20 protein-coding genes are annotated in these 25,475 nt (G+C 66.1%); 15 read left to right on the top strand and 5 right to left on the bottom strand.

Annotated features, from left to right (window positions below):
• The first annotated feature begins 344 nt into the window (after positions 1–344).
• Genes rfbC through EV278_RS22260 form a run of 8 tightly spaced genes read left to right on the top strand, consistent with a single transcriptional unit; the run spans position 345 to position 7,768 of the window.
• On the top strand, positions 345–914 hold the full coding sequence (gene rfbC, locus EV278_RS22295; protein ID WP_132096178.1) for a dTDP-4-dehydrorhamnose 3,5-epimerase: 570 nt from the start codon (positions 345–347) through the stop codon (positions 912–914).
• A gap of 30 nt (positions 915–944) precedes the next feature.
• Entirely contained in the window at positions 945–1,997 is a 1,053-nt protein-coding gene (rfbB, locus tag EV278_RS22290; protein WP_132096176.1) for a dTDP-glucose 4,6-dehydratase, read from the top strand.
• On the top strand, positions 1,990–2,892 hold the full coding sequence (gene rfbD / locus EV278_RS22285; protein ID WP_132096174.1) for a dTDP-4-dehydrorhamnose reductase: 903 nt from the start codon (positions 1,990–1,992) through the stop codon (positions 2,890–2,892). Before rfbB ends, rfbD begins: the two co-directional genes overlap by 8 nt.
• Complete coding sequence (rfbA, locus tag EV278_RS22280; RefSeq protein ID WP_132096172.1) at positions 2,889–3,776, top strand: glucose-1-phosphate thymidylyltransferase RfbA; 888 nt, start codon at positions 2,889–2,891, stop codon at positions 3,774–3,776. The genes rfbD and rfbA overlap by 4 nt, the downstream gene beginning before the upstream one ends.
• Positions 3,773–4,891 carry a DUF1972 domain-containing protein gene (locus tag EV278_RS22275; RefSeq protein WP_132096170.1) on the top strand — a complete coding sequence of 373 codons (1,119 nt, stop codon included), beginning with the start codon at positions 3,773–3,775 and terminating at the stop codon, positions 4,889–4,891. Before rfbA ends, EV278_RS22275 begins: the two co-directional genes overlap by 4 nt.
• Entirely contained in the window at positions 4,888–6,237 is a 1,350-nt protein-coding gene (locus EV278_RS22270; RefSeq protein WP_132096167.1) for a hypothetical protein, read from the top strand. Before EV278_RS22275 ends, EV278_RS22270 begins: the two co-directional genes overlap by 4 nt.
• Complete coding sequence (locus tag EV278_RS22265; RefSeq protein WP_132096165.1) at positions 6,234–7,250, top strand: glycosyltransferase family 2 protein; 1,017 nt, start codon at positions 6,234–6,236, stop codon at positions 7,248–7,250. Before EV278_RS22270 ends, EV278_RS22265 begins: the two co-directional genes overlap by 4 nt.
• Positions 7,247–7,768 (top strand): hypothetical protein, encoded by a 522-nt coding sequence (locus EV278_RS22260; RefSeq protein WP_132096163.1) that lies wholly within the window; start codon positions 7,247–7,249, stop codon positions 7,766–7,768. The genes EV278_RS22265 and EV278_RS22260 overlap by 4 nt, the downstream gene beginning before the upstream one ends.
• On the opposite strand, the gene EV278_RS22255 is transcribed toward EV278_RS22260, so the two are convergent.
• The 5 genes from EV278_RS22255 to EV278_RS22235 form a co-directional block, all read right to left on the bottom strand.
• The gene (locus EV278_RS22255; protein WP_132096161.1) at positions 7,754–9,049 is read right to left on the bottom strand and encodes an oligosaccharide flippase family protein; all 1,296 of its coding nucleotides are present in this window, start codon (positions 9,047–9,049) and stop codon (positions 7,754–7,756) included. The two genes, EV278_RS22260 and EV278_RS22255, sit on opposite strands and share 15 nt — an antisense overlap.
• A 48-nt stretch (positions 9,050–9,097) precedes the next feature.
• On the bottom strand, positions 9,098–10,090 hold the full coding sequence (locus EV278_RS22250) for an SDR family NAD(P)-dependent oxidoreductase (RefSeq protein WP_132096159.1): 993 nt from the start codon (positions 10,088–10,090) through the stop codon (positions 9,098–9,100).
• Entirely contained in the window at positions 10,087–11,394 is a 1,308-nt protein-coding gene (locus EV278_RS22245) for a UDP-glucose/GDP-mannose dehydrogenase family protein (protein WP_132096157.1), read from the bottom strand. The genes EV278_RS22250 and EV278_RS22245 overlap by 4 nt, the downstream gene beginning before the upstream one ends.
• A 315-nt stretch (positions 11,395–11,709) precedes the next feature.
• A complete protein-coding gene (locus EV278_RS22240; RefSeq protein WP_132096155.1) occupies positions 11,710–13,365 on the bottom strand; it encodes a lysine--tRNA ligase in 1,656 nt (551 codons plus the stop codon).
• Positions 13,366–13,479: 114 nt separating this feature from the next.
• Positions 13,480–15,600 carry an ATP-binding protein gene (locus tag EV278_RS22235; protein WP_132096153.1) on the bottom strand — a complete coding sequence of 707 codons (2,121 nt, stop codon included), beginning with the start codon at positions 15,598–15,600 and terminating at the stop codon, positions 13,480–13,482.
• A gap of 267 nt (positions 15,601–15,867) precedes the next feature.
• On the opposite strand from EV278_RS22235, the gene EV278_RS22230 reads away from it, so the two are divergent.
• The 7 genes from EV278_RS22230 to EV278_RS24685 form a co-directional block, all read left to right on the top strand.
• Positions 15,868–17,238, top strand: coding sequence for a BNR repeat-containing protein (locus EV278_RS22230; protein WP_165916745.1), 1,371 nt, complete (start codon positions 15,868–15,870; stop codon positions 17,236–17,238).
• A 310-nt stretch (positions 17,239–17,548) separates the two neighbouring features.
• The gene (gene kduI / locus EV278_RS22225) at positions 17,549–18,400 is read left to right on the top strand and encodes a 5-dehydro-4-deoxy-D-glucuronate isomerase (protein WP_132096149.1); all 852 of its coding nucleotides are present in this window, start codon (positions 17,549–17,551) and stop codon (positions 18,398–18,400) included.
• A gap of 68 nt (positions 18,401–18,468) precedes the next feature.
• Positions 18,469–19,662 carry a glycoside hydrolase family 88 protein gene (locus EV278_RS22220; RefSeq protein ID WP_132096147.1) on the top strand — a complete coding sequence of 398 codons (1,194 nt, stop codon included), beginning with the start codon at positions 18,469–18,471 and terminating at the stop codon, positions 19,660–19,662.
• 8 nt (positions 19,663–19,670) lie between these two features.
• Positions 19,671–20,924 (top strand): DUF2264 domain-containing protein, encoded by a 1,254-nt coding sequence (locus EV278_RS22215; RefSeq protein ID WP_132096146.1) that lies wholly within the window; start codon positions 19,671–19,673, stop codon positions 20,922–20,924.
• A gap of 107 nt (positions 20,925–21,031) precedes the next feature.
• A complete protein-coding gene (locus EV278_RS22210; RefSeq protein WP_132096145.1) occupies positions 21,032–21,823 on the top strand; it encodes an IclR family transcriptional regulator in 792 nt (263 codons plus the stop codon).
• Positions 21,824–22,192: 369 nt separating this feature from the next.
• Positions 22,193–25,060 (top strand): TonB-dependent receptor, encoded by a 2,868-nt coding sequence (locus tag EV278_RS22205; RefSeq protein WP_132096143.1) that lies wholly within the window; start codon positions 22,193–22,195, stop codon positions 25,058–25,060.
• A 333-nt stretch (positions 25,061–25,393) separates the two neighbouring features.
• On the top strand, positions 25,394–25,475 hold an 82-nt coding region (locus EV278_RS24685), incomplete at its 3' end, for a transposase (protein ID WP_347812836.1).

Here is a 25,475-nt window from a genome sequence, read left to right as displayed (position 1 = left end):
CATCTCCCGGGCGACGGATTTCAACTTCCTAGGCCAATGCCGGTCTAAGAGGAATATGACAAGGCATAGCTGTTCCACGGGCTCGACGTGGACCTTTTCGCCTCAGATCGGGTAGGGCGGGCGCAGCTTCCCTCATGCTATATTTCCACGGCTGAAGCTTGGCTTTATGAAAATACCACCAAATGCCGCAAGTTTCGCGGTCCTGTCACGGATTCTGAGGCGTGATTAGACAATTCAAGTCTCAAAATCCCTTCGTTCATGCCACCGCTTGACCCAATAACGCCGATGTTGCAATGCAATGCGGCGAACGGCGGCCAGGCGCCGTTGAGATATGGGACGAAAATATGACACTTGGCGTGTGTGTAGTTAAAACTCGTCGGTTCGAAGATGATCGAGGATGGTTTTCAGAGACCTACAACGCGCCGAAAATGATTTCCTTGGGCATCGATTCTACGTTCGTCCAGGACAATCAATCCTATTCGAAATATTCGGGAACTATCCGCGGCATCCATTTTCAGCGACCGCCTCGTGCTCAAGCCAAGCTCGTGCGCTGCGTCAAAGGTCGTATCCTCGACTACGCTATCGACTTGCGAAAAGGGTCCCCAACCTATGGTCATCATGTCTGTGCGGAGCTGACCGCCGATAACGGCCACCAGCTGTTCGTGCCGATTGGATTTGGCCACGCCTTTGTCACGCTCGAGGGCGATACCGAGGTGGCCTACAAGGTCTCGGACGTCTATTCCCCTGAACACGACGGCGGAATCGTCTGGAACGATCCCGCGCTGAACATCGATTGGCCGCTGCCTGCCCAGGGAGCGACGCTCTCGGCGAAGGATCAGGCGTTGCCGCTGCTTTCGGCCTTCGACAGTCCGTTCGAGTACGACGGCCATCCGTTGAATCTGGCTCAAGTCTGAGCTTACGACACGCAAGTGGAGACTGGTTAGTTGCGCATTCTAATCACCGGCGGCGCCGGCTTCATCGGTTCCGCCCTGGTGCGGCGGCTGATCGCCAGCAGCGATCATGAAGTCCTCGTCTTCGACAAGCTGACCTATGCGGGCGTGCTGGAGTCCCTGGACCCGGTCGCCGACAGTCCGCGCTACCGCTTCGTCCAGGCCGACATCGCTGATTCCGAGGCTGTCGCGGCGGCGCTGGCCTCGTTCCGCCCGCAGGTGATCGCCCACCTGGCGGCCGAAAGTCACGTCGACCGTTCGATCGACGGGCCCGGCGACTTCATCCAGACCAATATCGTCGGCACCTTCACCCTGCTTCAGCAGGCGCTCAAGTACTGGAACGGCCTGGAAGGGGGCGAAAAGGCCGCGTTCCGCTTCCATCACATTTCGACGGACGAGGTCTTCGGGTCGCTGGGCGAGGAAGGCTACTTCACCGAAACCACGCCCTACGATCCGCGTTCGCCCTATTCGGCGTCGAAGGCTTCGTCGGACCATCTGGTCCGCGCGTGGGGCCACACCTACGGCCTGCCGGTGCTGGTCACCAACTGCTCCAACAACTACGGTCCGTACCATTTCCCGGAAAAGCTGATCCCGCTGGTGATCATCAAGGCTTTGGCCGGCGAGCCCTTGCCGGTCTATGGCGACGGCTCCAACGTGCGCGACTGGCTGTTCGTCGAGGATCACGCCTCGGCGCTGCAGGCCGTCTTCGAGCAGGGGCAACCGCTGGAGACCTACAACATCGGCGGCAATTCCGAGCGCAAGAACCTGGACGTCGTCAAGGCGATCACCAGCACGCTGGACCGCCTGTCGCCGCGCGCCGACGGCAAGTCCTACGCCGAACAGATCACCTTCGTGAAGGACCGCCCCGGCCACGATCAGCGCTACGCCATCGATGCGAGCAAGATTCGGCGCGAACTGGGCTGGACGCCGTCGGTGACCTTCGAGCAGGGCATCGAGCGGACGATCGCCTGGTACCTGGCCAACCGCCCCTGGTGGCAGGCCATCCTCGACAAGCGGGACGCCACGGCCCGGCGCGGCCATGGCTGAGTCCGTCGCGATTCTCGTGACAGGCGGCGCCGGTCAGGTCGGCGCCGAGCTGCAGGCCTACGCCTGGCCCGCGGGGGTGAAGGTGCTCGCCCCGGCCCGGTCAGAGCTTGACCTGACGAACGCGGCCAGCGTCGCGGCCTGGTTTTCCGCCCATCCGGTGGCGGCCGTGATCAACCCGGCCGCCTATACCGCCGTCGATCGGGCCGAGACCGAGGTCGGCGCGGCGTTCGCCGCCAACGCCCTCGCGCCCGCTTTGCTGGCCGAGGCGACCAAGGCGGCGGGCGTGCCGCTGGTGCATGTTTCGACGGATTATGTTTTCGACGGCCAGGGCGACGGTTTCAACGCCGAGGACGCTCCTGTGGCGCCCCTGGGCGTCTATGGAGCCAGCAAGCTGGCGGGCGAGCTGGCCGTGCGTTCGGGCAACCCGCGCTCGGTCGTGGTCCGGACGGCCTGGGTGCTGAGCGTCCATCGGGCCAACTTTCTCAAGACGATGCTGCGCCTGGCCGGCGATCGGGACCGAATCTCGGTCGTGGCGGACCAGTTCGGCTGCCCGACCTCGGCGCGCGACATCGCGCGCGCTCTGGCGACGATAACGCTGCGGATGATCGCCGATCCCGCCGCGGCCACCGGTGTCTATCACTTCGTGAACGCCGGCGAGACCAGCTGGAGCGGTCTGGCTCAGGAGATCTTCGCCCAGAGCGCCCGCCATGGCGGCGCCTTCGCGGAAGTGACGCCGATCACGACGGCCGACTATCCTACGCCGGCCCGGCGGCCGGCCAATTCCCGACTTTCCACCACGAAGATCACGGCCGACTACGGCGTCGTACCCCGCCCCTGGCGGGACGCCGTCGCCGAGATCGTCGAAGAGCTTTCGAACAGGAGCGTTGCGCCATGAAGGGCATCATACTTGCCGGAGGTTCGGGCACGCGTCTGCACCCCATGACCCAGGTCACGTCCAAGCAGTTGATGCCGGTCTACGACAAGCCGATGATCTATTATCCGCTGTCGACGCTGATGTTGGCGGGGATCCGCGAGATCCTGATCATTTCGACGCCGCGGGATACGCCGTCCTTCCAGGCGCTGCTGGGCGACGGGTCTCAGTGGGGCTGCAGCATCGAGTACGCCGTCCAGCCCAATCCCGAAGGTCTGGCCCAGGCCTATATCATCGGCGCGGACTTCGTGGCGGGCTCGCCCTCGGCGCTGATCCTGGGCGACAACATCTTCTACGGCCACGGTTCGACCGACCTGTTCAACAGCGCGTCGGCGCGGGGCGCCGGCGCCACGGTGTTCGCCTATCACGTCACCGATCCCGAGCGTTATGGCGTGGTCGCCTTCGACGAGAAGATGCGCGCCCTGTCGATCGAGGAAAAGCCAGCCAGACCGCAGTCCAACTGGGCGGTCACCGGCCTCTATTTCTACGACGCCGACGTGGTCGACATCGCCGCCAACCTCAAGCCGTCCGCGCGGGGCGAACTGGAGATCACCGACGTCAACCGCACCTATCTGGAGCGCGGCAAGCTGTCGGTGGAGATCATGGGCCGGGGCTACGCCTGGCTCGACACCGGCACGCCTGACAGCCTGATCGAGGCCGCCGAGTTCGTGCGGACCCTGGAGAAGCGCCAGGGTTTCAAGATCGCCTGTCCCGAGGAGATCGCGTTCGTGAAGAACTTCATCGACGCCCGGCAGCTGGAAAAGCTGGCCGACAACCTCGGCAAGTCGACCTACGGCCAATATCTGCGCAATGTCCTGCGCCTGCATGGCGGATACACGCCGGCATGACCAGGGTTCGCAAGCTTTCCATCCTGGGCACCCGGGGCGTTCCTGCCGGCCACGGCGGCTTCGAGACGTTCGCCGAGCACTTCGCCTTGCACCTGGTCGCCAAGGGCTGGGAGGTGACGGTCTATTGTCAGGCCGACGACGGTCCGCCCGGACCGGTCGTCGACGAGTGGCGGGGGGTGCGCCGGGTGACCTATGTCGCCGACTCCGGCGCGACGGGGACGATGAAGTTCGACTGGATGTGCGTGATGCACGCCATGCGGTCCGAAGGCGTGATGCTGGTGCTGGGGTACAACACCGCGGTGTTCAGCGCATTGTTGCGCCTGAGCGGCCATCCCGTGCTGACCAACATGGACGGCATCGAATGGAAGCGCGCCAAGTGGCCATGGCATGGCCGGATCTGGCTCTACCTGAACGAATGGATCGGAGCGCTCACCTCCACCAAGCTGATCGCCGACCATCCGGAAATCGAGCGCCACCTGGCGCGGCGGCGCAGCAAGCGCGACATCGTGATGATCCCCTATGGGGCCGATGCGGTGACCGAGGCTTCCGAGGAGCCGGTCCGGGCGCGCGGCCTCAATCCGGGCCGTTATCTGATCTCGATCGGGCGGATCGAGCCCGAGAACAACATCCTGCCCATGATCGAAGCCTTCGCGGCCCGCGAGCGTGACCTGCAGTTCGTCTGCCTGGGCAAGCTCGAGCCCGAGAAGAACCCCTATCACGCCGCGGTCCTCAAGGCCGGCGAGGGCAGGGTGCTGTTCCCCGGCGCGATCTACGACGCCGCCGTGGTGCGGGCGTTGCGGTTCCACGCCGCCGCCTACTGTCATGGCCACAGCGTCGGCGGCACCAATCCTTCCCTCGTCGAGGCCTTGGGCGCGGGCAACGCGATCGTCGGCCATGACAATCCTTACAATCGATGGGTGGCTGGTCCCGATCAGTGGTACTTCCCCGACAAGGACGCCTGCGCCCGCTGCTTCGACGAGATCGAAGCCGGAGGCGAGCGTCTCCAGCAGGCTCAGGCCGCCGCGCGCCACCGTTTCGAAACGGCCTTTCTTTGGTCGGACATCCTGTCGGAATATGAGGCCCTGTGCTTCGCCGCCACGGAACCCGCGCGATGACCGACGCAACGTCCCCGACACCGGAAACCATACCCTCCGCTTCCGAGACGCCCATCCGGCGGCGCGAAGGACCTCGGCCGCCGGCCCCGGGGCAATCGTCGGCCGACCTGAATCCGGCCGGCGCCTGGCGCTATGGCGTCATCGTCTGCGCGCTGATCATCGCCATGCCGATGTTCTCGGCCGTACGTGGCGTCTCCCAGCCGCTCGGCCGCGCCCTGATGGGCGGGACCGACATGATCATGCTGGCCATGTTCTTGTGGTCGCTGTTCAAGCCGGGGCTGAGGACGCTCAAGTTCCTGATCCTGGGCCTCCTGGCCCTGTCGGTCCTGAACATCGCGTTCTGGACGCACGATGTACCGCTCACGGCCACCTACCAGGGTTTCCGAAAGTCGATTCTCTGGCTGTTGGCGATCTGTATCGGCTACAGCGTGCGTCGTCGTGACCGGAACGTCGTGCTCTGGATCATCACCGGCGTTTGCGTGGTCGTGGCGATCTACGCGGTCAAGCAGTGGCTCTTCGGCTTCACGGCCTTCGACAAGCAGATGCTCGACGCCCAGTCCGCGCAGGAATACGCCAACAAGATCGGCGACTATCAGCGCGCGATCTCCATTCTGTCCTCGGGCTTCCATGTCGGCATGACCGGCACCCTGCTGATCCTCATCGCCCTGACGATCAAGCAGGCGTCCAACCCGCTGGCCTGGGCGCGCTCGGCGATCCTGATCGCCATCGGCGCCCTGGGCATCTACGCATCCTTCACGCGTACGTTCATGATCATCGCCGCGGCGTTGGCCTGCGTGCAGATTTCCAGGTCGGGCAAGCACCCGCTGATCCGCGTGGGCGTCCTCACCGCCGGGGCGGCGATCATGGCTGTCGGCATCTTCGCGGGCTATTTCTCGCAGCTCGAGCAGGCGATCTTCAGCGACTATCGTTTCACCTCGCGCTCGATCAGCTACGAAGCCATGGGGACGCTGTTCAGCACCTATCCGATCGGTCTGTTCTCCGGCTATGGCCTGGGCAGCGCGGGCAGCACCCTGGGCGAACCCTTCGCCGTGGGCGGGGCCCACTGGGTCGAGCCTCATAACGTCCTGCTCAAGTACGTCGTCGAGTTCGGCGCGCCGCTCAGCCTGTGGCTCTACTGGGAGATCGCCAAGGTGGTCCGCGCCGCCAAGCCGGATCCCATGCTGGGCTTCGACAGCAGCCTCTCCATGCTAGGCGTGTTCCTGCTCATCGGCGCGGGCCTGACGATCACCTCGGTCGAAACCTGGCCGATCAGCCTCTACATCGGGTTCATCATCGGCATGTTCGCCGTCCCGCCCGCCCGCGTCGTCCGGAGAGCGCCAGCATGACCAGGGTTTCGGTTGTCTGCTGCTTCTACAATCGCCCGCACGCCGTGCGGCCGACCCTGCAGGGTCTGAAGAACCAGACCCTCCAGGACTTCGAGGCGATCATCGCCGACGACGGCTCGAGCGACGAGACCGCGGCGGTGCTGCGCGAGGTCTTGGCCGAGATGGACGATCCACGTTTCCGCCTGGTGACGCGCGAGAAGAACATCGGCTTGACCCGCGGGCTGATCGAGGGCGTCCGCCAGGCCAAGAGCCCGTATGTCGCCATCCACGACGCCGGTGACGTTTCGCTGCCGCGGCGGCTGGAGGCCCAGGCGGCCCTGATGGACGCCGAGCCCGAGGTGGTCGTGGTGGGCAGCCACTACGTCAACTACATCGAGGCGATGAACCTCTATCGCGTCCGGACGCCCGACGCCGGTTCAAAATCGCCCGAGGACCTGATCGATGACACGACCTTCACCCATGGCGAGGTGATGTTCCGGCGTGCGGCCTATGAAAAAGCGGGAGGCTATCGTCCCGAGTTCCGCATGTCGCAGGACAACGACCTGTGGCTGCGCATGCGGCATCTGGGCCGGTTCGCGACGGTGCCCGAGCCGCTCTATATCCGTGCGGTCGACTTCGGCGGCATCTCTTTCAACCCGGCCACCGTGGCGCGCCAGAGCGCCTATTATATGCTGGGCAAGAAGATCGCCCGAGGCGCGGTCGACGAAGACAAGGTGCTCTCGCGCCTGGCAGCCGGCGAGGCCGTCACCGATGTGCTGCCGATCGACGACCCGGACGTGCAGAAGCAACTGAGCAAGGTGGCGATCCGCAGCGCCCTGTTCGGCTCGCCCGAGGCCGGCCGCCAGATCGCCCGAGACTATCTGGTCCCTTCGCCCCGCAACCGGATGATCCGAACCGGACTGGGCCTGTTGGCCGCGCCCTGGGGCGGCCCGGCGCTGGCTCAGCTGCGTAAGGCCATGGGGGTGAAGTCGGGCCGCCCCGAAGGCTGGCCTGAGGCGAGCGTCGCGCCGTGAGCCTGGGAGGGGCCATCCGGGCCGATCTTGCCCGCATCACCGACAGCCGAAAGCCCTACACGCCGCTGGTGAAGTGGCTGTTCACGCCGGCGTTCAAGACCATGGTCCTGGCGCGTCTGGCCGCATGGCTGGCCAAGCAGGGCAAGCCTGGCAAGGGCCTGGGGCGCCTCGTCTGGCGCTGGAACGTCGCCTCCAGCGCCTGCTACATCTCGTTCGACGCTGAGATCGGCGACGGTCTGCTGCTGCCGCATCCTACCGGCATCGTCATCGGCGACGAGGTGCGGATCGGCGAAGGCGTGACGATCTACCAGAACGTCACCCTGGGGCGAGCCGACGCCGGGCAATCATCCTATCCGGTGATTGGCGACGGCGTGACCATCTACGCCGGCGCGGTGATCATCGGTCCGGTGACTGTAGGCGCCGGCGCCGTCGTGGCGGCCAACGCCGTCGTCAACCGCGACGTGCCGCCCGGCAGCGTCGTGGGAGGCGTGCCAGCGAAGGTGCTAGTTCGCCGCTGACGTCGCCGTCCGGTTCGAGTTGAGGTGACGCCAGGCCAGGAACGCCGCGAACCCGAAGATGAACAGCTCCGAAAGCAGGCGCGAGGCGGCCATGCCCACGCCGCCGAAGCTGTGGCTGAGGAGGAAGGCGGAGGCCAGGCTTACGGCGGCCCCGGCCAGCACGACCTGGGCGATCTTCTTGTCGAGGCGAAGGGCCACCATCAGCTGATTGACGACGATGGTGTTCAAGGCGGCGGCCGGCATCACGAAGGCCAGCACGGCGAGAACCGGAGCGCCGCCCGCGAATCCCGCGCCGAAGATCAGCTTGAACAGGATCGGCGCGGCCAGGCACACCACCAGGGCGCCGATCAGATAGAGCGCGCCGGTCGCCACGCAGATCAGTCCCGCCGTCCTGGCGGCCTTTCTGGGGTCCTCGCTGGCCTGAGCCGAAAGGCGGGGCAGCAGGATCGTCGACATCGGTCGCAGCAGGGCGGCGGCGGGGGCGATGACCCGCTCGGCCGCGCCGTACCACGCCGCGTGCGTGGCCGAACTGGTCAGGCCCAGCACGAACACGCCGGCCGTGCCGTAGATCACCACGGCCGACCGGCTGATGAAGATCGGAAAGCCGGTGACAAGGGCGTCCATCGCCTCCTGGATCCTCGCCCTGGGGCGGTCCGGATACTGGCGCAGCATGATGACGACGCCGCCGAGCGAGGTGATGGCGATGGCGCCGGCCTGGATCGACAGCGCCAGGATCGTGTCCTTCGGATGCTGGACCAGCAGGAACGTGGAGGCCAGGCCGATGACCTGGCCCGAGACCTCGAGCGACACCGCCAGGAAGATCCGGCGCATGCCCTGGAAATACCAGAAGGCCGATAGGCCCAGGGCGCAGCCGATGGCGATCGAAGCCAGGGTGACGGCGGGGTCGCCTCCGATCACCGGATTGGTCGCGCCCAGCACGAAGCCGATCGCCACGGCGGGCAGGCAGAGCAGCGCCTTGGCGAACGAGATGCGACCGACGATCTGGCCCCGCTGTTCGTCGTCAGCGGCGGTGGCGACATCGCGCGTGCCGCTGAGGTTGAAGCCGTACTCCACGACGATCGAGGTCAACAGCGCGATCGAATAGGCCGTGGCGTAGACGGAGAACCCGTCCACCCCCAGCCGCCGCGTCAGAAGCGGATACAGCAGCAGCGGCGAGACGAAGCGGAAACAGTAGGCGAAATAGACGAGCACCGCGTCGCGGAAGCCCTTGCTGGTCAGAACCTTACCCGCGAGCGCACGCGGGTTGACGGGCAATTTCATCGAGTTTGGTCTCCGCCGGCGGGGCGCCGGCCCCGCGCGGTGATGGCGTCAGCGGCCGTAGTACTGGTCCCACCAGGCCACGAAGTTCTCGAGCCCCTGTTTCAACTTCACCTTTGGCTTGTAGCCGGTGAGGGCGTTGAGCTTGGCGATGTCGGCGTAGGTGCAGGTGACATCGCCCGGCTGCATCGGGCGCATGATCTTGACCGCCTCGCGACCGAGCGCCGTCTCCAGAGTCGAGATCATGTCCATCAGGCCGACGGGATCGTTGTCGCCGATGTTGTAGATCTCGTGCCGGCCCTGGGCGGGCGGATGGTCCAGGACGCCGACCACGCCGTCGACGATGTCGTCGATATAGGTGAAGTCACGGGCCATCTTGCCCTCGCCGTACACCTCGATCGACTGGCCGCTCAGGATCTTCTGAGTGAAGCCGAAATAGGCCATGTCGGGGCGGCCCCACGGGCCGTAGACGGTGAAGAACCGCAGGGCCGACATCGGGAAGCCGTAGAGCTTGGCGTAGCTGATGCTCATCAGCTCGTCGGCGCGCTTGGTGGCGGCGTACAGCGACACTGGCGCGTCGACGGGGTCGGTTTCCTTGAAGCCGGCGCCTTCGCCGCCGTCCAGCGACTGGGGCCGATCGCCGTAGACGCTGCTCGACGAGGCATACACCAGATGGACGGCCTCGATGCGACGCGCGGCCTCCAGGACAGACAGGTGGCCGGCCAGGTTCGAGCGCTGATAGGCGAACGGGTTCTCGATCGAGTAGCGCACGCCGGCCTGGGCGGCCAGGTGAACGATGCGCTTGGCGCCGCTGTCGCGCACCAGGGCCTCGAACGCCTCGGCGTCGGCGACGTCCATGCGGACCATCGTGAAGCCCGCGCGGCCTTCCAGCCGGGCTGCTCGCGCGGCCTTGAGGGCCGGGTCGTAATAGTCGTTGAAGACATCGACGCCGATCACCGTCTCGCCGCGGGCGAGCAGACGCTCGGCCACGTGCATGCCGATGAAGCCCGCGGCCCCCGTGACGATCACCGCGGCCATGGTCAGCCTCGACCGATCGAGGCGTAGGTGAAGCCGTTCCGGACCATCTCGGCCGGCTTGTAGACATTGCGCAGATCGACCACGACCGGAGCCTTCAGCAGGCTCTTGATGCGATCAAGATCCAGGGCCCGGAACTGGTCCCATTCGGTCAGAATCAGCAGGACGTCGGCGCCGTCGGCCGCCTCGTAAGGGCCGTTGGCGAAGATCACGCCCGGCAACAGCTTTTCGGCCTCGTGGCGACCTTCGGGGTCAAAGGCGCGCACCATGGCGCCCTTGGCCTGCAGCGCGGGGAGGATGTCCAGGCTGGGCGCGTCGCGCATGTCGTCGGTGTTGGGCTTGAAGGTCACGCCGAGCACGCCGACCGTCTTGCCGGCCAGGTCTTCCAGGCCCATGGCCGCGGCCACCTTGTCGGCCATGGCCTTCTTGCGGGCGTCGTTGACCGCCACCGTGGTCTCGATCAGCCGGGTCGGCGCGCCGTAGTCGTTGGCCGTGCGCACCAGGGCGATCGTGTCCTTGGGGAAGCACGAGCCGCCATAGCCCGGGCCGGCGTTGAGGAACTTCGACCCGATGCGCTTGTCCAGGCCGATGCCCTTGGCCACCTGCTGGACGTCGGCGCCGACCTTTTCGCACAGGTCGGCCATCTCGTTGATGAAGGTGATCTTCATCGCCAGGAAGGCGTTGGCCGCATACTTGATCAGCTCGCTGGTGCGGCGGCCGGTGAAGACGATCGGCGTCTCGTTCAGGCTCAGCGGGCGGTAGAGCTCGCGCATCACCGCCTGGGCGCGCTCGTCCTCGGTGCCGACCACCACGCGGTCGGGACGCTTGAAGTCCTCGATCGCCGCGCCTTCGCGCAGGAACTCCGGGTTGGAGACCACGGCGAACTGGGCGTCCGGGCGGACTCGCTTGATGATCGTCTCGACCTCGTCCCCCGTGCCCACGGGCACGGTCGACTTGGTGACCACCACCGTGAAGTCCTCGATCAGGCCGGCGATCTCCTCGGCGGCGGCGTAGACGTAGCTGAGATCGGCGTGACCGTCGCCGCGACGGGTCGGCGTGCCCACCGCGATGAACACAGCGTCGGCCGCCTTGATCGCCTCGGCGCCGTCGAGGGTGAAGAACAGGCGGCCTTCACGAACGTTTCGCGCCACCAGGTCATCCAGGCCAGGCTCAAAGATCGGGATTTCACCGCGCTCGAGGCGTTCGATCTTGCTCGGATCCTTGTCGATGCACGTTACGACGTGACCGAAGTCAGCGAAGCAGGCCCCAGACACCAGGCCCACATAACCGGTGCCGATCATCGCAACGCGCATGAAGTCCCCATCTGCGAAAGCCACCAAATTGGCGGTGATAAGAGTAAAGTGTGACTAGCACCGGTCGTTCGTGTGGAGCAACCGCTTACCGTGAAAGTCGCGCAGGAAAGTCAAATACAGTCGGGACCTGCAAAATTTCAGCGCAACTGCAATTGCGTGACGCATTTCCGCCATCGAATGCCTGTTCGAAATCAAGGGGCGGGCGACGGTTGATTGTTGCATCTGATACAATCGGCCGAATTATGAAGCTTCTGTTGCTCGCGGCGGCCGGCTTCTTCCCATTGAAGGAATGGCTGTGCTTTGCGGCCGTCTTCTTCAGCTCAGCTTTCCCTCGATCAACGCCATCGTCCTGTCCAGGCCGAAGATCGCCGCGAACGAGCCGAAGCGCGGGCCCTGGCTCTGGCCCAGCAGCACTTCATACAGCGCCTGGAACCAGGCCCTCAGCGGGTCGAAGCCGTGGTCCTTGCCGACCGCGAACACCTCGTTCTGGATCAGCTCGGCGTCCTGGCAGTCGGCCGGCAGGGCCTTCAGGCGGGCCAGCAGGTCGAGGATCGCCGCGCGCTCCTTGTCGTCCGGCGCGCGGAAGGCCTTCGTCGGTTTGACGAAGTCGTCGTAATAGTTGATCGCGTAGCCGGCCAGGCGGTCCAGCAGCGGCTGGCTTTCCGGCGTCGCCCCGGGGATGTAGCGCGACAGGAAGCCCCACAGGATCGCCTTGTCCGAGGCGTTGGCCGCCGAGACCAGGTTCAGCATCAGGCTGAACGACACCGGCGAGCCATACTGCGGCGGGCGGCCCGAGTGGACGTGCCAGACCGGGTTGTCCAGCTGCTTGGCCGGTTCCTGCCTCGGATAGGCGTCCAGCTGTTGCAGGTACTCGTCGGTCGCCTTGGGGATGACGTCGAAATAGAGCTTCTTGGCGCTCTTCGGACTCTGGAACATGTAGTACGACAGGCTTTCCGGCGCGCCGTAGCGCAGCCAGTCCTCCATCGACAGGCCGTTGCCTTTCGACTTGGAGATCTTCTGAGAGTTTTCGTCGAGGAACAGCTCGTAGTTGAAGCCTTCGGGCGGGACCCCGCCCAGCGCCTTGCAGATCTGGGCCGAGGCCTTGACCGAGTCGATCAGGTCCTTGCCGCTCATCTCGTAGTCGACGCCCAGGGCCGTCCAGCGCATGGCCCAGTCGGGCTTCCACTGCATCTTCACATGGCCGCCGGTCACCGGGACCTCGACCTTGGATCCGTCCTCGTCCTGGAAGACGATCGTGCCCTTGTCGACGTCGCGCTCCAAGGTCGGGACCTGCAGCACCTTGCCGGTGGAGGGGCTGATCGGCAGGAACGGCGAATAGGAGGCGCGGCGCTCCTCGCCCAGGGTCGGCAGCATGACCTTCTGGATCGCGTCGAAACGCTCAAGCGCGGTCAGCAGGGTCTCGTCGAACCGCCCGCCCTTGTAGCACTCGGTCGAGGAGACGAACTCGTAGTCGAAGCCGAAGCCGTCGAGGAAGGCGCGCAGGCGGGCGTTGTTGTGGGCGCCGAAGCTGTCGTGGGTGCCGAACGGGTCGCGGACCACGGTCAGCGGCTTGCCCAGGTCCTCAATCAGCGGCTGCTTGTTCTCGATGTTGTCGGGAACCTTGCGCAGGCCGTCCATGTCGTCGCTGAAGGCGATCAGGCGCGTGGGAATGGCGTCGTCGGTCAGGGCGCGAAAGGCGCTGCGCACCATGGTCGTGCGCGCCACCTCGCCGAAGGTGCCCAGGTGCGGCAGGCCCGAGGGGCCGTAGCCAGTCTCCAGGATCACGGGTTTGGCCAGGGCCGGGAAGGTCCTCACCGCTTCGTCGGCCTTGCCCGAATGGATCAGGACCGAGGCCAGGTCGCGCTCGGCGTCGGATAGGCGCAGGCGCAGGATGCGGGCGAGCAGGGCGCGCGCCTGCTCGAACGGCCAAGAGCGAGCGTCGCGGGCGAGGGGGGAGAGGCCTTCAAACATGCCGCGGGGTATAAGCGGTGTAGGCCGCCTAGGCTAGGTTTCCGGTGCGGGTCGGCGCCCGCTTTTGGTCCGGAACGGGTGTGAGCGGACGCCAAGGTGGTCTTCGGCGCTCGCTCAAGTGAGCGCTGGGGCTTGCGGTCCCGCCAGTCTGGCGATCGTCTCGATGAGCTCGCCGGCGACGATCGGCTTGGTCAGGAAGGCGTCGGCCCCCGCGCCCAGGCCGGCGGTCTCGTGTTCCGGCAAGGCGTTGGCGGTCAACATCACGATCGGCGTCGCGACCGCGCCGACCTCACGTTCGGCCTCCCGAATGTGGCTTATGGCTTCCAGGCCGCCCATATTGGGCATCTGCATGTCCATGAGCACCAGGTCGTAGCCGCCGGGTCGGAAGCGCGAGACCGCTTCTCGCCCGTCGACCGCCATGGTCAGATCCACGTCCAGGCCGTCGAGCATCAGGCTCACCACCCGGCGATTGATGTCGTGGTCCTCGGCCAACAGGATCTTCAGCGTTCGCCCCGCCGCCAGGATCGGTTCGGCGAGATCCTGAGGCGACGGCGCGTGATCATCTCCCGCCGCCACGGCCAGGGTCAGGCGCACGGTGAAGCGCGACCCTTCCCCGGGCGCCGAAGCCGCCTCGATCTCGCCGTTCATCAGCCGCGTCAGGGCCTGCGAGATCGACAGGCCAAGGCCCGTGCCGCCGAACCTTCGGGTGATCGAGCCATCGGCCTGAGCGAAGCGCGCGAAGAGGCGTCGCCCGGTCTCCGCATCGAAACCGATGCCGGTGTCGGTGATCGTCAGGCTGAGCGCCTGAGTCCCGTCGACCTCGGCCTCCGCTTCGACGCTCAACTCGACGCGACCCCGATCGGTGAACTTGATGGCGTTGGACACCAGATTGCCGAGGATCTGCTTCAGACGGGCGGCGTCGCCGATGTGCCGATCGGCCACGACCGGCGCGATCCGCAGCTCCAGGGCCAGGCCCTTCTCCTCGGCCTTGGCCCGGAACAGGTCGACGATGGCGCCGCAGGTCGCTCGAAGATCGAAGCTTTCGGCGTGAATGGCCAGTTCCCCGGCCTCGACCCGCGCCAGATCCAGGACGTCGTTGAGCAGGACCTGCAGGGAATCGGCGCTGGTCTCGACCAGTTGCACCATTTCCCGCTGGCGCGGGCCCAGCTCGGTCCGGGCCAGGGCCCCGACGACGCCGATAATGCCGTTCATCGGGGTCCGGATTTCATGGCTCATATTGGCCAGGAATTCCGACTTGGAGCGGCTGGCCGCTTCGGCCTTCTCCTTGGCCTTGCGCACCGCCGCATAGGCGCGTTCCAGCCGCTGGGCGCTGCGGTTGCGCACGCCGAGGGCGGCGGTGGCCGGGACAGCGGCGGCGAAGGCGGAGGCGATGAACAGCTGGATCATGTACTGCTGGCGATAGGGATCGGTGGGGGCCATGAAGGCGACCGGCCCGTATCCGTTGGCTGTCAGCGCCATGGCGATGACGCCGGCGGTCAGCACGGACGCATAGACCCAGCCCGGCCCGGCCCGGAAGGCTGTCAGCACCAGGGCCGGCATGACCAGCGTCAGGGCGATGAACTGGTCGCTGATGAAGGCGACGATCGTCAGGATGACGGTGAGCGCCAGCAGCAGGAAGCGCTCAAGGGACGGAGCGGCGGCGGCGTGGAACAGTCGCTCCTGCCTGAACGGCAGCAGCGCCGCCGGTGTCGCGATCAGCAGGCCAAGGCCGTCCTCCAGCGTCCATTGCAGCCAGGCATGGGCGAAATCGGCGAACGAGCCGTCGATCAGGCCGACCAGGACCTGGCCGATCAACGCCTCCAGCCCAGCCGCGACGCCGGCGATCAAGGTGAAGATGAACAGGCGCCGGGCCCGCGAGAGGTCCAGCGCCGCGCCGCAGAAGCTGCGCGTCAGCATCGCGCCGCCGAAGGCCAGCGCCTGGTTCAGGCCGCTGAACAACAGCGCGTGCGTCAGGTCGATCCGACCGATCCAGTTGTGGGTGATGTCGACCGCGAAACAGGCGAGGCAAAAGCCCAGGCCGAGCCGCGGCGACAGCACCAGGATCGCGGCCAGCAGGACGCCATTGGAGGGGAAGAAGGCGACGGCGTCGCTGATATCGCGGCAGAACAGCCAGATGCAGAGTTCGACGGCGACATAGGCCAGGAACAGCGCCGCCGCGGTCGGCAGGCCTCGCGGCGGATCGGCCGGCCGATAGAGGCGAAGGCGCACGGCCATTGCGGAGGGCTCCTTTCGGCCCGAAGGCGCGGCTTCCTCCGGCCGGGTCTCATGCCGCAGGAGAGCGGTGGCAAGGTCAAGGAACGGTAAAGCCCGATGGCGCGGTTTGTCGCACCAGCGCGACGCGATCATGCTCTGATCGAAGGTCGGCGCGGCGCGAAATCGAGGCTCGACGCGACGACTGCGAAGCGCGCACAGTCTGGCCGCCAGCGCGCCGGGCCCTCGTTGGCCCCTGCCGATGACATTCAGTCTCCGTTGGAGGTTTTCATGCGCCAGGGTTGGTCGCTCGCCTTGGTTTCCGCCCTCTCGGGCGTGATTCTGTTCGTGGGCGCGACGGAGACGTCCGCCCAGGCGCCCGAGGCCGACCATCCGGTTCGCGCGCTGCCGATCAAGTCCATCGAGGCCATCGACCGGGTCTGGTCGGGTCACAAGGTGGGCTTCGCCCTGGCCGCCGGGCCCAGGCGGATTTATGTCGGCTACTATGACGCCGACCGGCGGCTGACGATCGCCCAGCGCGACCGGGCCGGAAGCGCCTGGACCTATGTCAAGCTCGACACCTGGCTGGGGTGGGACAGCCACAACTACGTCGCCATGGCGATCGATCCGGCCGGACAGCTGCACGTCATGGCCAACATGCATTCCGAGCCGCTGATCTATTTCCGCACGAGCGGAACGGACGACGCCCGGGATCTGCGGCGGCGGCCGAACATGATCGCCCCCGACGACGAGGCGCGCGTCACCTACCCGGTCTTCCTGCATGACGCTGACGGGCGGCTGGTCGTCAAGTACCGCTCGGGGCGAAGCGGGTCCGGCGACGAGATCTACAATCTGTTCGACCCCGGGGCCGATACCTGGCGACGCCTGCTCGATGCGCCGCTGGCCAGCGGCGAAGGCCAGCGCAACGCCTATTTCGTCGGGCCGGTGCTTGGGCCCGACAAGATGTTCCACATCGTCTGGGTGTGGCGCGACTCGCCCGACGCCGCGACGAACCACGACCTGAGCTATGCGCGCAGTCGCGACCTGATCCATTGGGAACGGTCCGACGGCGCCCCTCTGGCCCTGCCCATCACCTTGGGCCAGGCCGAGATCGTCGACCCCGTGCCCGTGCGGGGCGGGATGATCAACAACAACACGGTGCTGGGTTTCGATTCCGCGGGGCGGCCGATCGTCACCTACCACAGGTTCGACGCCGCTGGAGACACGCAGATCTATCTGGCCCGCCGCGAGGCCGCGGGTTGGCGGACCGTGCAGGTCAGCCGCTGGAAGGGCTTTCGATGGGACTTCGGCGGCCCCGGCAGTCTGGCGGGTCGGGTTCAGGTCGGCGCCGTCCGGCCCTTGGCCGGCGGACGGCTGGTCGTTCCGGTGATCCGCGACGGGCGGTCGCTCGAACTGGTGGTCGACGAGGCTTCGCTGGCCTTCGTCGAGGAACGCCCCGTGGCGGGCCTGGCGGACCAGATGGCGGCCAGGTATCCGCCATCGGCAGACATGCGGTTCAACGTGCTGCCGCTCTCGATCGGACCGACCGAAAACTACGCGCTGGCCTGGGCCACCCGCCCTCCGAACCGTGACCGTCCCACCGAGGACATCCCGGCGCCGACCACGCTGCGCCTGGTGGAGCTCCAGTCTCCGCGGCCCTGACCCGATCCTGGAGAGCGTCGGGTGGTTTGCGGTTTCGACGATAATGTTTCAAAATTATCGAGCAGAATGTCGCAAATCGAAACGATATTTGTTTCTCTGCCTGGACCTGTGGGCGGAAAAGGTGATGTGCATTCGCTGCTGAAATTCGCTGGGTGAAACCGTCCGTTCCGATTTGTGGGCTTGCGTTTCAAAAATCTATTTGTCAGATAAATGCAGAACGCCGCATGGAGCGAGGGGAGGCCATGGACCATATCGCAAGTGGCGCTCCTCGCACCGCCGGCCAGGGCGACCAGGCCCGGGGCTTCAGGCTTTGACGTACGACAAGGTTTTCTACGCCACCCATCCGGCGATGATGGCGGGCGCGAGCAACCAGGATCTTCGCGACCGGTATCTGATCGAGGGCCTGTTCGTCGACGGCGCCGTCAAGCTCAACTATCTGCATCAGGAGCGGCTGATCATCGGCGGCGCCGCACCTCTGGAGACGGCGATCGTCCTACCAGCCCAGGCCGAGCCCCCATCGCAGGCCGGGCAGCCGTTTCTGGCGGCGCGGGAGATGGGTGTCGTCAATGTCGGCCAGGGCGCCGGTCGGGTCACCGTGGACGGGCAGGTCTTTCTCCTGGAGCCGCTCGACGCCCTCTATGTCACTCGCGGCGCGGTCGATGTCCGATTCGAGAGTCTCGACGCCGCCTGTTCCGCCCGCTTCTACCTGGCCTCGACCCCCGCCCACGTCGCCTTCGAGACCAAGCGGCTGTCGACGGCGGCGGCGATCCCTCTCGAGCGCGGAGCGCACGAGACCGCCAACCATCGGATCATCTACCAGCTGGTGGTGCCCGGTGTCTGCGCTTCGGCCCAGTTGCTGCTGGGCCTGACGATCCTGCAGCCGGGCAGCGTCTGGAACACCATGCCGCCGCATCTGCACGACCGTCGTTCCGAGGCCTATTTCTATTTCCGTCTCGGCGCGGAGGATCGGGCGCTTCATTTCATGGGCGAGCCCCAGGCCACGCGGCATCTCGTCGTCGCCAACGAGCAGGCGGTGATCTGCCCGCCCTGGTCAGTTCACAGCGGGGTCGGAACCGGCTGCTACGCCTTCATCTGGGCCATGGGCGGGGAAAACCTCGACTATGACGACATGAACGTGCTCGACATCTGCCAGCTTCAGTGACCACGGCGCTTCGCGGCGGGACGAAACACCAAGGGGGCCGGACGAACTCGGCCTGGACGGAGGAAGCGATGAAGTCTGTTTTCCGCGCGGTCGGGATCGCGGCCCTGCTGGCGACCGGCGCGCCGCTGGCCGCGGCGGCCGCCCAGGCGCCCCCGGCGTCCTCCCAGGTCGGGCCCGTTCCCTATGCCCGCGCCGACGTGCTGCGCCTGGCCGAGAAGGTGGCGGACTACCAATTGGCCACCATGGCGGCCGGCTATATTCCGCCCAACACCTCGCGCGACACCGCCGACCTGAAGGGATGGGTGCAGGGCGCCCTGTTCGTCGGGCTGCGAGACCTGGCCGATCGCTCCGACAACCCCGCCTATCGCCAGGCGATCCTGGCGCGGGGCCTGGCCAACCAGTGGGAACTGGGCAAGCGCTTCTACCATGCCGACGACCACGTGATCGGTCAGGCCTATCTCTGGGCGTCGCGCCATGGCGCCGGCGATGCGGCGATCGGGCCGCTGCGCCAGCGGTTCGACGCCATCCTGGCCTATCCCCCGAAGGTGGGGCTGGAGCACGCCGAATATACCGATCCGCGCGGCGTCGACTGTGATCAGCGCTGGTGCTGGAGCGACGCGCTGTTCATGGCCCCGGCCACCTGGTTCGAGCTGAGCACGGTCACCGGCGATCCGCGTTACGCGGCCTATGCCCGCAAGGAGTTCGCGGCCGTCACCGACTTCCTCTACGACAAGGACGAGCACCTCTATTACCGGGACTCGCGGTTCTTCACCCGCCGCGGCCCGAACGGCGAGAAGGTGTTCTGGAGTCGGGGCGACGGCTGGGTGTTCGCCGGCCTCGCCCGCATCATCCCGCTCCTGCCGCCGGGCGATCCCGACCGCGCGCGGATGGAGACGGTGTTCAAGGAAATGGCCGGCAAGCTGAAGGCGATCCAGAAGCCCGACGGCTACTGGTCGCCGTCCCTGCTGTCCGACCCCGCCAAGTCGCCGCCGGAATCCAGCGGCACCGCTTTCTTCACCTATGGCATGGCCTGGGGGGTCAAGGCCGGGCTGCTCGACCGCGCCGGCTACGAGCCCGTCGCCCGGAAGGGCTGGGCCGCCCTGACGCGCGCGGTGCATCCGGACGGCAAGTTCGGCTACGTCCAGCCGGTTTCCGACCGCCCGGAAAGTGTCAGCTACGACGACACCCAGTTCTACGGCGTCGGCGCCTTCCTGCTGGCGGCGACGGCGATGGCCGATCTTGACCTCAAGCCAGCGCGATAGGGGCGACCATGCACAAGCGTGATTTCATGAAGGCCGCCGTCGTCGGCGCCGCCACCCTCGGGAGCGGCGCCGCCAGCGCGGCCAAGCCGGCCGCCGCGCCGGTCGACGACCGCGCCTACATGGCCGGACTGCTGGAGAAGATCGCCAGCCCGGTGCTGTCGGCGATGTCCAGGGGCGAGCTGAAGAAGGCCTTCCCGCTGGAGCTCAGCCCAACCTGGGACGGGCGGGAACCGGGCGTCGCCTACCTGGAATGCTTCGGCCGGATGATCTCGGGCCTGTCGCCCTGGCTGGCCCTGCCCGAGGACGCCACCGCCGAGGGCAAGGTCCGCAAGCGGCTGACGGAGCAGGCCCTGCAGAGCTATGTCCACGCCGTGGACCCGGCCAGCCCGGACTACCTGCTGTGGCGCGGCCATGGCCAGGCCCTGGTGGATTCGGCCTATTTCACCCAGGCCCTGCTGCGCGCCCCCAAGACCCTGTGGGAGCCGCTGGACACGACGACCAAGAAGCGGATCGTCGAGGAGATCAAGGGCCTGCGCCGGGTCAATCCGCCGTTCATCAACTGGCTGCTGTTCGCGGCGATGAACGAGGCGTTCCTGCTGCAGATCGGCGAGGAGGCCGACCCGATGCGGCTCAACACGGCCGTGCGCATGATCGACGAATGGTACATCGGCGACGGCTGGATCAAGGACGGGGCGACCTTCCACTTCGACTATTACGGCTCGTTCGTGATGCACCCGATGATGATCCAGGTGCTGGAGGTCATGGAGGCCCACAAGGCCCCGTTCTGGAAGGACGACCTGACCAAGTGGCGCGAGTTGGCCGTCAAGCGCGCCCAGCGCTACAGCGAGCACCTGGAGCGGTTCGTCTCGCCCGAGGGAACCTTCCCGCCGTTCGGCCGGTCGCTGACCTATCGCACGGCCGTGTTCCAGCCGCTGGCCTTGCTGGCCTTGCGCAAGCAGCTACCGGCCAAGCTGTCTGAGGGACAGGTGCGCTCGGCCCTGGTCGCCGCGCACAAGGCGGTGTTCGGCCAGGCCAGCAACTTCACCAAGGACGGCTTCCTGACCATCGGCTTCGCCGGGCGCAACCCCGCCCTGGGCGACTGGTATTCAAACAATGGCAGCATGTATATCACCACGGAGGGCTTCCTGGCCCTGGGGCTTCCAGCGTCGGACAGCTTCTGGGCGGCGCCGGCCCAGGCCTGGACCCAGAAGCTGGCCTTCGCTGGTCAGCCGTTCCAGAAAGACTATGCGGTCGACTACTGAATCGGGACGGCGGCGCCGGGGCGGCCATTGCATTTTGGCCCCGGAGCCGTATCACTATCCGGTACGGCGCGGGGCGACGTCGCCGCCGAGCCTGCGGGATGATTGAGATGGTCGACAGCCCTTCGATGGATGTGGAGGAGGCGTCCTCGGCGCGCACCAGCGCCGGCGCCCAAACCCTGTTCAAGGGGCTGGAAGTGCTCAGCCGGGTCGCCAAGGGCGACACGACCCTGGGCAAGATGGCCAAGTCCCTGGACCTGAACAAGACGACGGTCCATCGCCTGGCCTCGACCCTGGTCGAGGCGGGCTTCCTGTCCTTCTCGCCTCGCGAAGGCTACGCCCTGGGGACCAAGCTGCTGGAACTGGGCTACGCCGCCTCCCAGCAGATCACCCTGACCCGGGTGAGCCACGACCACCTGCGCCAGCTGTCGCTCGACACCGGCGACACGGTCAATCTAGGTGTCCTGGACCGCGACCAGGTGCACTATATCGACAAGATTCCCGGCACCCGGCGCATCGAGGTGCGCTGCGTCATCGGCGAGCGCCAACCCCTGCGCCACACGGGCCTGGGCAAGGCGCTGCTGATGGACGAGGGCGAGGACGTCCTGCGTGAGGTGTTCCTGCGCGAGGCCGCCGCCTTCCCCCGCTACCGCTACGACCTTCGCCAGTGGCTGGAGGTGATGGCTCGCTACCGCGCTCAAGGCTACGCCCTCGATCTCGACGAGAACGAGGACCACATCCGCTGCGTGGCGGCCCCGATCCGCGACATGGGCGGCAAGATCATCGCCGCCGTCTCCGTGTCCTCGATCGCCCAGTACATGGACGACGCCCGGATCGAGACGGTCGCGACCTACGTCAAGGAAACCACCCAGAAGATCAGCGCCGAATTCGGCTACCGCTGAGGCCGAGCCTGATCCGTCCCGCCGTCGCTGCGTTCCGTAACGGCGTGGTTCGGCGCGCCCGGGACCGGATTCATGTTGCTGTCACGCAACAACGGTCGCTGAAACGTGCCGCGCCCCGAAAAATCATACAAATGGCGTTCCCATATATGTTGTCCTTCTTCGCTATGTGTTACGCCTAAAGTCAGAAGCGAAAAGCTCGACCGTGAGGAAACATGTCAGGACAGGTGATGCGGACCTCGACCGCCTAGGCGCCTGAACGGCGTCAGTCTCGATTTTTGAAATGCACCGCCCGCGGGCGTGCGGCCCCCTCGACGTGTCGGGTGGGGATGGGATCTGCGCGGCCGAGAGCGCCGCGAGGGGAGGGGAACCATGAAGAAGCAACTGCTGCTGACGACGATCCTGGCCGTGGGCATGGGGGCCGCCACGGCCGCCTGGGCCCAGGATGCGGCCACGGCGAACGATACGGCGACCAACAGCGATGCGGCCCATGACACGGCGCGTGACACCGTCGACGAGGTGGTCGTCACCGGCTTCCGGTCGTCGCTGCAGAAGTCGCTGAACCTGAAGAAGGACGCGATCGTGGTCCGCGACTCGATCGTCGCCGAGGACATCGGCAAGTTCCCCGAGGCCAACGTCGCCGAGGCCCTGCAACGCATTCCGGGCGTCTATCTGAGCCGTGACGGCGCCTCCAACGAGGGCCAGCGGATCTCGATCCGCGGCCTGGGCTCGGACTACAACGTCACCACCATCAACGGCGCGCCGGTGCGCACGACCTCGTCCAGCAACGTCGGCGGTTCGTCGCGCGACTTCAACTACGACGTCTTCGCTTCGGAACTGTTCGGTCGCGTGGACTTCTACAAGACGCCGTTGGCCGAGCTGGAAGAGGGCGGGATCGGTGGCGTGGTCGACCTGCAGACGCCGCGTCCGTTCGACCATCCGGGCCGTGCGATCCGATATCAGGTGGTGGGATCCTACAACGACAAGTCCAAGCATCTGGACCCGGCCGGCTTCGCGCTGTTCTCCAACACCTGGGGCAATTTCGGCGCGCTGCTGGCGGTGGCGCATTCCGAGAGCGTCAACAACCGTTCCGGCTTCGAGGCCACCGGCGGCTACAACAGCCACGCCCTGGGCAGCCAGTCGCCCAACAAGGGCCCGTTCGCAGTCACGCTGGACTTCGCCGACCCGCGCTACAATCCCGGCGGCCTGACCCGCGCCCAGATCGAAAACGGCTATCTGCCGCGCTTCTACCGCTACTATGGCGGCGAAAACACCCGCAAGCGCGACGGCGCGGTCGGGTCGCTGCAGTATCAGAACGAAAAGCTGAGCGTCAGCCTCGACGGCCTCTATTCGAAGCTGACGGACTCGCTGGACGAGTACACCTTCGGCCTGCCGATCCGGAACTCCAAGACCACCAACACCGCCGCCCAGCCGGGCGCGCCGGGCCATAACGGCCTGGTGCCGATCAATGTCATGCTAGATTCGGAATCGAACCTGCTGGAAGGCACGTTCGGCAACACGTCCTATCTGGGCGAGAGCTATTTCTACAACGCCGAGACCAAGTTCAAGATGGTCTCGTTCAACGCCAGCTACCAGCTAATGGACAAGCTGAAGGTGACGGCCCAGGGCAGCCTCAGCAAGAGCGACGCCTTCTTCACCGGCAACCGCCTGGTCTCCAACCTTTACGGCGTGACCTCGACGATCGACTATACCGACGACCACGTCTATCCGGCTCTCTCGGCGCCCGGTGTCGATTTCACCAACCCCAACAACTATCAGGACTTCGGTGTCGGCTTCGACTGGCGGCGCGAGATCGACAGGGAAAAGACCGCCAAGATCTTCGCCGACTACGACTACGGCCTGTTCGGCGTCGAAGGCCACCTGAAGGGCGGCGTCTCCTACGTCTCGACCCAGAAGGACACCAGCAAGCGCAACGCCACGGCCGCCGGCACCGCCAAGGTCAATGCGATCGGCGCCGCCGGGCTGCGCTCGCAGATGCTGCACGAGGTTCCGCTCGACAACCTGGTGATCGGGTCGGGCTATCCCCAGGAATGGGCGACCTTCAGCCGCGACTACATGATGAACACCTTCGATCCGATCGGCACGGCCCGGGCCACGCCGATCGACTTCAACGCCAGCTTCGGGGCCGAGGAAGAGGTCAAGACCGCGTTCCTGCAGACCGACCTCAAGGGTCAGGTCTTCGATCGCGATCTGCGGGTCAACGCCGGCGTGCGCTATTCCGAGACCAGCACCCACATCGACAACTATCTGCGCCAGACGAACGGGTCGGTGACGACCTACGTTCCCAACAAGGCCGACGGTTCGTACGAGAACACCCTGCCGTCGGCCAGCTTCGCCTACGACCTGACCGACAAGCTGATCTGGCGCGGGTCATGGGGCAAGACGATCACCCGCGCGTCGCTGTCGATCATCGCCGCCAACACGGTCATCCCGAACATCTACGACACCCGCGCCACCTCGGGGAACCCGGACCTGCTGCCGCAGACCTCGACCAACTACGACACCGGCCTGGAATGGTATTTCGGGCGGGGCGGGATCCTGAGCGCCGGGTTCTTCTGGAAGGAGCTGAAGGACACCACGGTCTCGACCACCACCACCGTGCCGTTCTCGTCGCTGGGCCTGCCCGACACCGCCCTGGCGCCGATCTTCCAGGACCCGGCGACCGGCAAGGTCGATCCGAACCTGCCGATCACCCTGGCCACCTACTACAACCAGGGTTCGATCAAGCTGGACGGTTACGAGCTGGCCTACCAGCAGTCGTTCGACTTCCTGCCCGGCTTCTGGAGCGGCCTGGGCGCCCTGGCCAGCTTCACCCACGTCAACACCAGCGGCTACAACTATACGACCACGGCCGGCAAGATCCTCAACGTCAACACCGTGCCGAAGTACTCGTACAGCCTGACGGGCTATTACGAGAAGGGCCCGTTCGGTGTTCGCCTGTCCTACAATTACAAGGCCAAGAACATCATCGAGACCACCAACAACGGGTCGGACCTGCAGCGCTGGCATGCCGGATCCGGCTTCCTCGACGGCAATATCAGCTACAAGATCAACGACAGCATCGAGGTGCGCCTGGATGCGCTGAACCTCACCAACGCCCTGACCTACGACTATTTCGACGACGTCAGCGGTCGCTACGGCGACGGCCGCAAGACGCGGATGGACTACGCCAAGTTCAATGGCCGGACGATCAAGTTCGGCGTCCGCGGCAAGTTCTAGTCCGGATCCGGCGGGCCCCGGCCTTCCCGCCGCCCCGAGCATCGCGCGGAAAAGTGTGCGCCGGTTTTCCGCAAAAGCGATGCGAAAACAAAAACTAGAGCAAATCGTGCAATTCCCATGTCGCGCGATTTGCTCTAGTTCGAATCCGACGAGAAGGCCCCGGCCTTCCCGTCGCCCAGGCGCCGCTCAGTCGACGATCGCGGCCGGCGTGTCCAGCCGGGCGCTCAGGCATCGGGTGACCTCCGTCAGGGCCTGAACCCTGGTGGGGCCTGACGTGACCCCCTGAAACTCCTCCAGAAATAACTAGAGTCCGCCCACCAAAAGGACGGACGAATGAAGCGATCACGGTTCACGGAAGAGCAGATTATCGGGATCCTGCGCGAGCAGGAGGCCGGCGTGCCGGTGGCGGACCTGT

Origin of the sequence: Caulobacter sp. BK020 (assembly GCF_004342605.1) — a bacterium.
GTDB lineage: Bacteria > Pseudomonadota > Alphaproteobacteria > Caulobacterales > Caulobacteraceae > Caulobacter.
Note: the sequence above shows the minus strand (reverse complement) of the source record. Positions and strands in the feature narration are given on the sequence as shown.